The 11,615-nt window shown below is 40.3% G+C and carries 13 protein-coding genes; 8 read left to right on the top strand and 5 right to left on the bottom strand.

The window, feature by feature from the left end:
* The first annotated feature begins 33 nt into the window (after window positions 1–33).
* From FLM54_RS01980 to mgtE, 6 genes are all read left to right on the top strand, one after another.
* A complete protein-coding gene (locus FLM54_RS01980) occupies window positions 34–1,533 on the top strand; it encodes an RNA polymerase factor sigma-54 (protein ID WP_178954824.1) in 1,500 nt (499 codons plus the stop codon).
* Between the two features lie 26 nt (window positions 1,534–1,559).
* A complete protein-coding gene (gene hpf / locus FLM54_RS01975) occupies window positions 1,560–1,847 on the top strand; it encodes a ribosome hibernation promoting factor (protein WP_010390562.1) in 288 nt (95 codons plus the stop codon).
* Between the two features lie 4 nt (window positions 1,848–1,851).
* Window positions 1,852–2,304: a PTS IIA-like nitrogen regulatory protein PtsN gene (ptsN, locus tag FLM54_RS01970; protein ID WP_178956830.1), complete on the top strand. Its 453-nt coding sequence runs from the start codon at window positions 1,852–1,854 to the stop codon at window positions 2,302–2,304.
* 19 nt (window positions 2,305–2,323) lie between these two features.
* Window positions 2,324–3,166 carry an RNase adapter RapZ gene (rapZ, locus tag FLM54_RS01965; RefSeq protein WP_178954822.1) on the top strand — a complete coding sequence of 281 codons (843 nt, stop codon included), beginning with the start codon at window positions 2,324–2,326 and terminating at the stop codon, window positions 3,164–3,166.
* Between the two features lie 17 nt (window positions 3,167–3,183).
* Window positions 3,184–3,456 (top strand): HPr family phosphocarrier protein, encoded by a 273-nt coding sequence (locus tag FLM54_RS01960; protein WP_138609047.1) that lies wholly within the window; start codon window positions 3,184–3,186, stop codon window positions 3,454–3,456.
* A gap of 106 nt (window positions 3,457–3,562) precedes the next feature.
* A complete protein-coding gene (gene mgtE, locus FLM54_RS01955; RefSeq protein ID WP_008115512.1) occupies window positions 3,563–4,921 on the top strand; it encodes a magnesium transporter in 1,359 nt (452 codons plus the stop codon).
* Window positions 4,922–4,993: 72 nt separating this feature from the next.
* Here the strand turns inward: mgtE and FLM54_RS01950 are convergent, their stop codons facing one another.
* On the bottom strand, window positions 4,994–7,177 hold the full coding sequence (locus FLM54_RS01950; RefSeq protein ID WP_178954820.1) for a YgiQ family radical SAM protein: 2,184 nt from the start codon (window positions 7,175–7,177) through the stop codon (window positions 4,994–4,996).
* Between the two features lie 299 nt (window positions 7,178–7,476).
* Here FLM54_RS01950 and FLM54_RS01945 point away from each other — a divergent pair, with 299 nt between their 5' ends.
* Both FLM54_RS01945 and FLM54_RS01940 read left to right on the top strand, forming a co-directional pair.
* Window positions 7,477–8,025, top strand: a complete 549-nt coding sequence (locus FLM54_RS01945) for an SRPBCC family protein (protein WP_138609051.1) — start codon at window positions 7,477–7,479, stop codon at window positions 8,023–8,025.
* Complete coding sequence (locus FLM54_RS01940) at window positions 7,994–8,875, top strand: TIGR03899 family protein (protein WP_178954819.1); 882 nt, start codon at window positions 7,994–7,996, stop codon at window positions 8,873–8,875. The genes FLM54_RS01945 and FLM54_RS01940 overlap by 32 nt, the downstream gene beginning before the upstream one ends.
* A 46-nt stretch (window positions 8,876–8,921) precedes the next feature.
* Here the strand turns inward: FLM54_RS01940 and FLM54_RS01935 are convergent, their stop codons facing one another.
* The 4 genes from FLM54_RS01935 to FLM54_RS01920 all read right to left on the bottom strand — a co-directional run bounded on the left by FLM54_RS01935 (window position 8,922) and on the right by FLM54_RS01920 (window position 11,605).
* Entirely contained in the window at window positions 8,922–9,692 is a 771-nt protein-coding gene (locus tag FLM54_RS01935; RefSeq protein WP_178954817.1) for a TIGR04219 family outer membrane beta-barrel protein, read from the bottom strand.
* 3 nt (window positions 9,693–9,695) lie between these two features.
* A complete protein-coding gene (locus FLM54_RS01930; RefSeq protein ID WP_178954815.1) occupies window positions 9,696–10,682 on the bottom strand; it encodes a DUF2333 family protein in 987 nt (328 codons plus the stop codon).
* An 8-nt stretch (window positions 10,683–10,690) separates the two neighbouring features.
* A complete protein-coding gene (locus tag FLM54_RS01925; protein WP_178954814.1) occupies window positions 10,691–11,200 on the bottom strand; it encodes a copper chaperone PCu(A)C in 510 nt (169 codons plus the stop codon).
* Window positions 11,201–11,278: 78 nt separating this feature from the next.
* Window positions 11,279–11,605 (bottom strand): hypothetical protein, encoded by a 327-nt coding sequence (locus FLM54_RS01920; RefSeq protein WP_178954812.1) that lies wholly within the window; start codon window positions 11,603–11,605, stop codon window positions 11,279–11,281.
* Window positions 11,606–11,615: the final 10 nt, after the last annotated feature.

Raw genomic sequence — 11,615 nt, 5'->3', positions numbered from 1 at the left:
ATTATACTAATTTAAAAGGATTGTTAGAGATAAATGAGGCAATCATTACAGCTGCGCATGGGCCAGCAACTTACAATGACTCCACAGTTGCAACAAGCAATTCGCTTATTGCAACTCAGTACATTGGATCTCCAGCAAGAAATTCAAGAAGCGCTCGATAGCAATCCCTTGCTTGAAGTTGAAGAACAAGATTACAGTGAAGATGCTGCGGGTAAAAACGAACAAAAAGCCGATATCGAAGAATCAACGCTAAGTGCTTCAGCTGATGAAAAACCTAGCGAATATGAGCAAGATAGCGGCGAAGCCATGACCAAAGACACCATTAGCGATGATATGGCAATGGATGTTACATGGGATGAATACATGAGCGCAGCACCTGCCTCTTCATCAGGACCAATGCCTGAAGATGAATCAATTTATCAAGGCTCTTCAACTGAAACGCTACATGAATATTTAATGTGGCAATTGCAACTGACACCGTTTAGCCCTACTGATGAAGCCATCGCGATTGCTATCGTAGAAGCCGTGGACGATTCGGGCATTTTAACTCTTAGCTGTGAAGAAATATTAGAGAGCTTTAATCAAGAGAACGACATAGAAGATGAAGTTGAACTTGATGAAATAGAAGCGGTATTAAAGCGTATTCAGCTATTTGATCCGGTAGGAATAGCCGCGCGTAGTTTACAAGAGTGTTTGTGTATTCAATTGAATCAGTTTGATCAAGACACGCCTTTTTTAAACGAAACAAAAATGATCTTAACTGATCACATTGATTTATTGGCTGCGCGTGATTATCGCACGTTAATGAAGAAAACTAAGCTCAAAGAAGATGAGCTTAAAGAGGTCATGACGTTAATTCACACCCTTAGCCCAAAACCGGCAGACACTATCGTTAGAGAAGAGTCAGAGTACGTTATTCCTGATGTGTCGGTTAAAAAAGTGAAAGGCCGTTGGGTGGTTGAACTAAACCCAGATAGCATGCCTAAAATTAGGGTAAACAGCCAATATGCAGCTATGTCTCGTACGGTCAAATCAAGTGGCGATAGCCAGTTCATTCGCTCACACTTACAAGAAGCTAAATGGTTTATAAAAAGCTTAGAGAGTAGAAACGACACGCTGCTTAAAGTAACCAACTGTATTGTGCAGCAACAACAGGCCTTTTTTGAACATGGTCCTGAGGCGATGAAGCCTATGGTACTTAATGACGTAGCCGAAATGGTAGAAATGCACGAGTCGACTATTTCACGTGTTACTACGCAAAAATACATGCATACACCACGCGGTATTTTTGAGCTTAAATATTTCTTTTCCAGCCATGTAAGCACTGAAAATGGTGGTGAATGTTCTTCAACAGCAATACGCGCATTAATTAAAAAATTAATCGCTGCAGAAAACTCAGCTAAACCATTGAGTGATAGCAAAATTGCAGATATATTGGCTGAGCAAGGAATTAAAGTAGCAAGGAGAACTATTGCAAAGTATCGCGAATCTCTAGCTATTCCCCCGTCAAATCAACGTAAAAGTTTGATTTAAGGCGTACAACAAAGAGGAAAATGTTTATGCAACTGAATTTAACTGGTCGCCATGTAGATATTACCGACTCGCTTAGAGACTACGTAAATAGTAAATTTTCGAAGTTACAGAGGCACACTGATCACATAACGAATGTGCACGTTATTCTCGATGTAGAAAAACTAAACCAAAAAGCCGAAGCAACCGTTCATGTTAGTGGCGCTGAGATTTTTGCTTCTACTGAACACCAAGATATGTATGCCGCTATAGACTCGCTGATTGACAAGCTAGATCGTCAAGTAATTAAACACAAAGAGAAACTTGCTCGACACTAACACTATGAAACTAAGCTCACTTATCTGTCAGGACTGCAGTAAAGCTGCGGTCCTTTTTAATAGTAAAAAAAGAATTTTAGAATTTATCAGTGAATTGGCTCACAATAAACTGCCCTATTTAGCTCAACAAGATATTCTTAATGCATTAACAGCAAGAGAAAAACTAGGGAGCACAGGTATAGGCCGAGGAATTGCAATTCCTCATGGTCGTATGAGTGGTGTACAAGAGCCTCTTGCACTTATATTAGTGAGCGAAGCGGCTATTAATTTTGATGCAATAGATAATCGACCGGTCGACATTTTTGTTGCCTTAATTGTACCCGACGGTGACAATAAGCAGCATTTAAAAACCTTAGCCACTATAGCTGAAAAGCTCAACGATAAAGAATTTTGTAAGCAATTACGGGCGGCAAAATCCGACAATGAGCTGTACCAGATCATTGTAAGTCAACCGTAGCAATAATAAAGGGTGATAAATGGAATTAATAATTATAAGTGGTCGCTCAGGTTCTGGTAAATCTGTTGCGTTACGCGTTGTTGAGGATTTAGGTTATTATTGTGTAGATAATATACCTTTAAATTTATTACCTTCTCTTGTTCGTAGTGTTTCCGACAGCTACAATAAAATAGCTGTAAGTGTTGATGTGCGTAACTTACCTAAAGAACAACAACAGTTTAATGAAATCATTGAATATTTGCCTGGTTTTACTAAGCCAACGGTGTTTTATTTAGACAGTGACGATCAAACCTTAATCAAACGCTTTTCAGAAACACGCCGTCTTCATCCTCTTTCTATTGATTCTCTGCCACTTGATTTAGCAATAAAAAAAGAAAAACAACTCCTTGATGTACTCATTAATCGTGCCGATTATATGATTGATACCACAGGCTTAAGTGTGCATCAGCTTGCTGAGTCTATCCGTGAAAAAATACTCGGTAAAAAAGACAAACAACTGATCATTACCTTTGAGTCATTTGGCTTTAAACACGGTATACCTAAAGAAGCCGATTATGTATTTGACGCTCGCTTTTTACCAAACCCACATTGGGAGCCTGAACTTAAGCCGCTTACAGGGCTAGATCAACCAGTAAAAGACTACTTAGCCAGTCACAGCATAGTACAAAAGTTTACATGGCAAATTCAAACATTCGTGCAAACATGGCTGCCTCATTTAGAAAGAAATAACCGTAGCTATTTAACCATTGCCATTGGCTGTACCGGTGGTCAGCATCGCTCGGTTTACTTAGCGCAAACTATAGGTGAAAGTTTTGCAATGAGTCATCCTAATGTGAAAATTCGCCACCGAGAACAAGAATAAAGCTTGAGAGAATATTAATGCGGTTAGAAAGTACATTTTTAATAAAAAACAAATTAGGCCTGCATGCCAGAGCGGCTACTGTGCTGGCACAGCTTTCTGTGCAATTTGATGCCTCAATCACGTTATTTCAAGACGATAAACAAGCCGCTGGCGACAGTGTACTAGCTCTTATGCTACTCGAAAGCAGTCAAGGCAAAGAAGTTAGGGTAGTATGTGAAGGCCCTGACGCAGAACCTGCACTTAATGCAATTGGTGAGCTCATTGATCAACGATTTAATGAGCAAGAGTAATCCTGCTCATAAGCTAAGGTTAATAGTGGTTGAGGTAGTTTACTGATATAAAGTAAGATAAAGCGATACCCCATCATCGTGTAATAAAATTTAATTAAGGACGCCAATGCCTGAAGCTTTAGAACAAGATATTCCACTACAACAACTAAAACAGGTGACTAAGTCACTAAATAGTGGTCAATTTGTTCAAGTTAGGCGCATGCTAGCAAAAACGGCACCTTGTGATACCGCACTTCTTTTAGAATCATCTCCCCATAAAATTCGTCGTATGCTCTGGCAACTGGTTGATCCCGATGTGCAGGGTGATGTACTTGAAGAGCTCTCTGAAGACGTACGTTTGGGCATTATTGCGCAAATGGCACCTGAGCACATTGCTGCTGCAACAGAAGACATGGGCCATGATGATTTAGGGGAAGTACTACGTAGCCTACCAGACACCGTATATAAAGACGTTGTTAGCGCCATGGATATTCAAGATAGAGAGCGCGCAACACAAGCACTATCTTACCAAGAGCGCTCTGCTGGCGCCTTGATGAATATCGATACGGTAACTATTCGCCCTGATGTGACTCTAGATGTTGTACTGCGCTATATACGCTTACGTGGTGAACTACCTGAGGGCACTGATGACTTATACGTTGTAGATAAACATAACTGTTTTTTAGGCGCCTTATCGCTGAGCACTTTATTAACTAATCCCCCTGAAAAAATTGTTCAGGACTTGATGGATGAAGAGTGTGAATCTATTCCTATTTCAATGGATGAAAGCGAAGTAGCGCAACTATTTGAACGGCATAACTGGATATCGGCACCAGTTGTCGATGACAACGCGCATTTGCTTGGTCGTATTACTATTGATGATATCGTTGATGTTATCCGTGAAGATGCAGAGCATAGCTTATTAAGCTTAGCGGGTCTTGATGATGAAGAAGATACCTTTGCGCCGGTCTTAAAAAGCTCTAAAAAGCGCTCAATTTGGCTAGGTGTAAACTTACTAACTGCATTGCTGGCTGCAATTGTGGCGAGCTTTTTTGAAAACACCTTAGCTATATTACCAATTCTTGCTGTGCTCAATGGCATTGTCCCGTCAATGGGTGGGGTTGCAGGCAGCCAAACCTTAACTTTGGTTATTCGCGGTATCGCGGTGGGCCATATCAACCAAACTAACCAACGTTTTTTATTATTAAAAGAACTCGCTATCGGCGCGATTAACGGTATGGTTTGGTCTATCCTAATTGCCGGTGTCGTTGCGCTTTGGCAATGGGATTTCAAACTCGGTGGTGTTTTAGCGTTTGCTATGTTTATGAATTTAGTTGCAGCAGGTATTGCGGGTGCTAGTATCCCACTATTGCTTAAAAAAATGAAAATAGATCCAGCCCTTGCAGGCAGTGTGGTACTAACCACGGTAACTGATATTGTTGGTATATTTGCCTTTTTAGGCACTGCAACTTGGTTATTGATTTAATTTTTTTATAAACGTTTATAAACAAAAACACCGCATCAATACGCGGTGTTTTTGTTTAAGCCGATAGTTACTTTACCTTGCGCGCTGGCGATTACCGCCCACCTTAGGTTTAGTGTTGGCTTTTTTAAACTGACTAAAGCCAGTATGACGAGTAAGCGCTGGACGACCGCCTTTACTGCCTTTACTGCCTTTGGCTTGCCTTTCATCTCTGCCTTCTTCTGGCACTAAACAATTTGGACCTTTACCAATGAGTTTAGCTTTGCCCATGTTACGAAGAGCTTCGCGGATCATCGGCCAACCGGCAGGATCATGGTAACGTAAAATTGCTTTATGCAAACGACGCTGGCGCGCCCCTTTTGGTACCGCAACTTGCTCTGTGTTATTTTTAATATTACGTAACGAGTTCATTTCAGTATGATAAATGGTGGTCGCATTAGCCATCGGTGATGGGTAAAAGTTTTGCACCTGATCAAGCTTAAAGTCATTCGATTTCAGCCACAAAGCCATATTAACCATGTCTTCGTCTTTAGTCCCTGGGTGAGCAGAAATAAAGTATGGAATTAAATACTGCTTTTTACCCGCTTCTTTAGAGTACTTATCAAATAGCGCTTTAAATTCATCGTAAGCCCCCATACCAGGCTTCATCATCTTAGATAATGGGCCATCTTCAGTGTGCTCTGGTGCAATTTTTAAATATCCACCAACATGATGAGTTACTAGCTCTTTAACGTAACGAGGATCACGTACGGCAAGGTCATAACGCACGCCTGAAGCAATTAAGATCTTTTTGATCCCTTTAACCTCACGCGCCTTTTTATATAAATCGATAGTTGGGGTATGGTCAGTATCCATATGCTTACAAATATCAGGGTACACACACGACAAGCGGCGACAGGTACTCTCTGCTTTTTTACTGGTACAACGCAGTTTGTACATATTTGCGGTTGGTCCGCCTAAATCAGAAATAACCCCAGTAAAGCCTGGCACTTTATCTCTAATTTGCTCAATCTCTTCAATAATCGATTCTTGAGATCGGCTTTGAATTATTCGCCCTTCATGCTCAGTAATAGAACAGAACGAACAGCCGCCAAAACAACCACGCATTATGTTTACCGACGTTTTAATCATATCGTAAGCAGGGATTTTGTCGTCGCCATAACTTGGGTGCGGAATACGCTGATACGGTAAACCAAACACATCATCCATTTCTTGGGTTTCAAGTGGATAGGCTGGCGGATTCACCCAAATAGAGCGATCGCCATGACGCTGAAACAACGCTCTTGCACAACCAGGGTTGGTTTCTTGGTGTAAAATACGCGATGCATGGGCATACAATGGTTTATTAACACTGACCTGCTCAAAAGCGGGTAACTTAACGTAAGTTTTTTCCCATGGCTTAGGGCGCGCAGGCTGTATGGTAATTGGTTTTGCAGCTTCGGCTTTTAAATCAATGCCCGCTTGCTTAAATTCTGATTTAGCACAACCCGCATCATCCGCCCCATAAGGATTAGGAATAGGGTCTATTTTACCAATTTTATCAATGGCTGTTGAATCGCTACCACGCCAACCGGGTAAAGGCTCTTTACGAATAACCGCCGTGCCTCTCACATCTTGTATGGTATCCATGGTTTCACCCGCAGCGATACGGTGCGCTACTTCAACCAATGGACGTTCGGCATTACCATAAATTAAAATATCACCCTTAGCGTCAAACAATACACTACGGCGTACTTTTTCTTGCCAATAATCGTAATGAGCAATACGACGCAAGCTGGCTTCAATGCCCCCTAAAACGAGTGGCACATCTTTATAGGCTTCACGACAACGTTGCGAGTATATTATCACGGCACGGTCAGGGCGTTTACCACCAACATTTCCCGGGGTATAAGCATCATCGTGGCGCATTCGTTTTTCAGCGGTGTAACGATTGATCATCGAATCCATGTTACCGGCTGTAATACCAAAAAATAAGTTAGGCTTACCCAATTCCATAAAGGCATCTTTAGAGTTCCAATCAGGCTGAGCAATAATGCCCACTCTAAACCCCTGCGCTTCTAGCACACGGCCAATTACGGCCATCCCAAAACTAGGATGGTCTACATAAGCATCACCGCTAATAATAATAATATCGCAGCTATCCCAGCCAAGCGCGTCCATTTCTTCGCGTGTTGTTGGTAAAAATGGGGCTGTGCCATAACACTCAGCCCAATACTTAGGGTATGAGAATAAGCCGCGATCAGCTTTTAATGTGCTCATAAAATTGGCCGTTCAATAACAAAAGGCGCGAATTATACCCTATCGACATCCACGTTGATATAGCACAAAATGAAAGCACTGATTAAAAATTGTTTACCTTTATCGCATTACTAAAACAGATAAATCATCTAAGCTGATTACTGCTAATGTCTGCTTTTAGATTTATTTAAAGTAGATAAACTAGATGAAAATGATCGACTCTAGGCTAAACTATTAAATAAGCTGTGATTATTAATAATTCATAGATGCTGTAATATTAAAACCAATGAGGCATACCTATTAAACTACTTAAACAATTAATGCAGTTTTCAGCCATCTTGCTGTTGGCGTTTGTTGTTGTGGGATTACTTTTACCACAAAACTATCACGTGCAAAAAAGCATTAAAATAAATGCCCGCCCTCCTGTTATAAAGTCATTAGTGGAAGATTTTACTCAGTGGTACAAATGGTCGCCGTGGCAGCAAATAGATCCCAATATTGAATTTAGTATTGGTGAACCTAGTGCTGGTGCGGGAGCCTATCAATCTTGGCAAGGAAAGTGGGGGCAAGGCGAAATGACAATCACTTCATTAAGCGCCAATGAAGTTGTATTTAATGTATTATTTAATCAAGAACATATTATTACTAGCCGATTACTATTTAGCCCACATGCAAAAACTGTAACCTGGCATATACAAGGACAAGCAACTGTGCCGCTTATATCTGGCTATGTTGCTATATTTGCTGAAAATATATTAAGCAATATAGTCACCCTTGGGCTAAATAACTTAAAGACGGTAGCCCAACTCAGTGATGCACAAGCAATAATGGAAAGCCATGACAGTAAAAACCGCACAAGCCAGAATTAAACTTGCCAATATTATTGAGTCACTGTTAGGTTACTCGGTCACAAAAGTGAGTAATACGACTGCAGCTGATGAACAAATCTATAATACGCAGGGTAAATCAAAGTCTCTTTATCGTATTAATAGCGAGCATTCAGTATTAGCGCGAGCACAAAAAAGACAAGATCTACTGCTAATAAAACAACAACAAAATATCGAGACTATTTTAGCCTTAGCAATGGAATTTTGTCCTGATGTAGCCTGCGCTAAACAACCTGATGCCGATTGGGTAGAGCACTTTATTGCCTTGTGTGAAGATACCTCAAATCAATCAATGCAAACATTATGGGCAAAAATTTTTACTGGCGAAACTATTAGCCCAGGTACCTTTTCTATAAAAAGCTTACAAACCCTCAAACATATGACCCAGCGCGAAGCGGATTCATTGAGAAAGTGTGTGTCTATTTCAGGGTATAACGAAAAAGATAGTAGTCACCTAATATTTTTAGGCTATTACAAAAAACCCTCGTTATTTGATTTATTAGGTAAGGGAAATAAAGTGTCATTAAGCATAGGTAAAAGCGGTGTGAGCTTCCCTGATGTATTGACCTTAATGGACTTAAACTTGCTTTATCGTAAAGAGATTGAATCCGCTGCATTAAAAGCAGGACAAGAGATAACCCTCTCCTTTTTAACTCAAAAACTAACTTTAAAAGCAAAAAGTAACGACTTAGTACTAAGCTATTATAAGTTTACCCAAACCGGTGATGAACTGTTTAGACTAATGAATTACCCAATTAATAAAGTGTACAAACAGTTAATTGGTGCAGCATTTGAAGGGGAATTTGAATTAGTGTGGCATGCTTCAAAGTAACTAAAAAAAGCCACACGAGGTGGCTTTTCATTAAACTAATCGGTGCTTAAAAATGAACTTGTATGCCAGCAAATGGGCCTGATGCATCAATATCAGTATTAATATCATCTACATCATCAAGTTCTAAAACCATAGAGCGGTAGCCCGCTTTAACCGCAACATCAATCGCTAGGTTATCAATCAACTCCCAAGCAATACCCATTTGGTAATCTCGTACTTTACTGTCATCAATAGCTAAAAAGCTACCTTCAGCAAAAACACTTAAACCACTAAATGGTAAACCTGCTTCAAAACGTCCATATGCTAAAGGAACTACACCTGAGAACTCTTCTATCTCAGTGAAGTTAGCACCACCTTGTTGTGATGTACCCGTTACCACAACTTCACCATCAAACTGCTTAGCATTAATACCTAAATCAATTGAGATTAAGTCGTTATCAAAAATTTCATAGTAAAGAATATAATCAATGTGCGATAAGTCAGTAACTGAATTAACATCAGTACCTACAACATAATCAGTGCCATTAAAAGTAAATGTATCTTCAAGTTGTGTTGCGCCGTTTAGTTCAAGCTCAGTGTATTTTAGTTTTAAGTTTGGTACTAGCGGTACTGGATGCTCAAGTGCGGCGTAATAGCTAACAAAAGTCTCATCTTCAAAGTTGAAGTTTTGTAGGGCATTATTATTATCAGAAAAGCCACCATCATTATCTGCTTTCCAACCATCAACTCCTACATATAAACCTAATACAGTGTCGGCTTGTGCTACAGGTGCTAAACATGCCATTGATAAGGCTGCTGCTATACAATACTTTTTCATTTTTTATCCTTGCGCTAATAATTCGCTAAGTTCAATCAGTGCCGCATTGGCTCTAGAGATATAATTTGCCATAACGAGTGAGTGGTTGGCGACATAACCGAATCCGTTGCCGTTTAGAATTATTGGGCTCCAAACTGTTTCTTGAGTCGCTTCAAGCTCGCGTATAATTTGTTGTAAACTAACACGGGCGTTCTTTTTATCAAGTACTTCGGCAAAATCATATTCAACTGCTTGTAAAAAATGCAGTAAAGCCCAAGTAGCACCACGTGACTCATAAAATACATCATCAATTTCCCACCACGATGTTTTTACTTGTTGTTGTAATGGCGTATAAGTAGCTTGAGTATTTGAAGAATTGCCTGCTAAATCGGTATTTACTTTGTCTTGACCTACACTCGCGCTCAAACGCTGGCTTAAGCTACCTAAGCGTTTTTCTGCTTCTTTTAACCAACTGCGTAAATTATCTGCACGTGAGTAAAACTGGCTATCGCGCTCATGCTGATTCGCAATTTGAGAACGGTAAACTAATAAGTAATCAATACCCTTTTGATATTCGCCCTCAGCACTTGGCCATGCCCATGCTTCAGAACTAATATTAAATTGTGGCTGTGCTTTTTTAAGCGCTTCGTGCTCAGTTGATTGTGACTGTGAACGACTAAAATCTTTTCGCATTGATAATGCTAAATCACGCACCATTTCCAACGCGCCATACTCCCAAGCAGGCATGTTGTCCATTATTACGCTCGGTGGCAGTACATCATTTGATAAATAACCGCCTGACTTAGTCAAGAGAGTATCAGCGACGGTAATAAGTGTTGAAGTGGTTACATACCCTGTTACTGGTTTTTCACTACGTTGCTGTGCTTGCTGTTTGGCATTTTGTACCACATCAAAACGTGCAGGCTCTATGCTCCAGTACACTGCAATAGCGTAAAATACGACAAACAATAGTACCAATGCCGTTATTATTTTTCCTTTATGCTGTGACATTTATCCCCCTAATGATGACTATGATCTTTCGATGCTTTTACCGGCTCAGCTTGCGATGCTAGCGAAACTACTTTCGCATTGGTGAATACTCGATTCCCGTCTTCAAAATATAGCGTGAGTTTGCGTTCTTGACCTACTTTTAACGGCTCTTGCGGTTCAAACACCATTAAATGATAGCTCCCAGGCTTAAAATCGAGTTGCTGATGGGCCTTAATAAGCAGTGATTCTACTTTTTGCATTTTCATCATGCCATCAGCGTGGACGTGCTCATGAATCTCAACACGACCCAACCCATCTAAGGTCGCTCTTGTAAGTGTTGCCGGAACATTACTGTGGTTTTCAATGCTGAAATAGCCCACGCTGGCTTTGGTGGCTGGTAAAAACTCTCTTACTTGCGCATTTGTTACTTGTAATTGCGCAACAACACTATCGTGCTCATGTCCTTCGTGCGCCAATAACGAAGACGAAAAAACACCCACTATTAACGCACTTGCACTCAAAATACATTGTTTAATCATCAGTAAAATCCTTGTTAAAACGAAAAAATATAGCCCAAATCTATCATAATTCCCTAATATTAGGCAGCTAATTTAAGTTCAAGAAGCTACTTTTTTGTTATCTGCGATTAACCAGCACAAGCCTGCCACAAACAATAATGGCCAAGCAATCATCAATGATCCGAATAAAAAGGCTAATATAGTTCCAGCCAGTGCCACCATCGCCGCGCCAACAAGCCCCATAGTTACCAAAGCAGCAATCGCAATAACAACAATAATGGCGATTAACGCCCCAATGAGCTCAATACCTGTCCAACTAATATCTGAAATCCACAACGGAAACTGCCATACATCAAAATGAATTATCGAACCGCTATTAATTAAAAATAATGTAACAATAAGTAGGCATACGGCGAAAGTTTTCATGTTGCTCTCC

The sequence above is a fragment of the Pseudoalteromonas sp. Scap25 genome (genome assembly GCF_013394125.1).
Taxonomy (GTDB): domain Bacteria; phylum Pseudomonadota; class Gammaproteobacteria; order Enterobacterales; family Alteromonadaceae; genus Pseudoalteromonas.
Note: the sequence above shows the minus strand (reverse complement) of the source record. Positions and strands in the feature narration are given on the sequence as shown.

Coding starts and splice junctions, on each gene's coding strand:
- FLM54_RS01980 (WP_178954824.1), top strand. CDS start 34: ATGAGGCAATCATTACAGCTGCGCATGGGCCAGCAACTTACAATGACT.
- hpf (WP_010390562.1), top strand. CDS start 1,560: ATGCAACTGAATTTAACTGGTCGCCATGTAGATATTACCGACTCGCTT.
- ptsN (WP_178956830.1), top strand. CDS start 1,852: ATGAAACTAAGCTCACTTATCTGTCAGGACTGCAGTAAAGCTGCGGTC.
- rapZ (WP_178954822.1), top strand. CDS start 2,324: ATGGAATTAATAATTATAAGTGGTCGCTCAGGTTCTGGTAAATCTGTT.
- FLM54_RS01960 (WP_138609047.1), top strand. CDS start 3,184: ATGCGGTTAGAAAGTACATTTTTAATAAAAAACAAATTAGGCCTGCAT.
- mgtE (WP_008115512.1), top strand. CDS start 3,563: ATGCCTGAAGCTTTAGAACAAGATATTCCACTACAACAACTAAAACAG.
- FLM54_RS01950 (WP_178954820.1), bottom strand. CDS start 7,177: ATGAGCACATTAAAAGCTGATCGCGGCTTATTCTCATACCCTAAGTAT.
- FLM54_RS01945 (WP_138609051.1), top strand. CDS start 7,477: ATGCAGTTTTCAGCCATCTTGCTGTTGGCGTTTGTTGTTGTGGGATTA.
- FLM54_RS01940 (WP_178954819.1), top strand. CDS start 7,994: ATGACAGTAAAAACCGCACAAGCCAGAATTAAACTTGCCAATATTATT.
- FLM54_RS01935 (WP_178954817.1), bottom strand. CDS start 9,692: ATGAAAAAGTATTGTATAGCAGCAGCCTTATCAATGGCATGTTTAGCA.
- FLM54_RS01930 (WP_178954815.1), bottom strand. CDS start 10,682: ATGTCACAGCATAAAGGAAAAATAATAACGGCATTGGTACTATTGTTT.
- FLM54_RS01925 (WP_178954814.1), bottom strand. CDS start 11,200: ATGATTAAACAATGTATTTTGAGTGCAAGTGCGTTAATAGTGGGTGTT.
- FLM54_RS01920 (WP_178954812.1), bottom strand. CDS start 11,605: ATGAAAACTTTCGCCGTATGCCTACTTATTGTTACATTATTTTTAATT.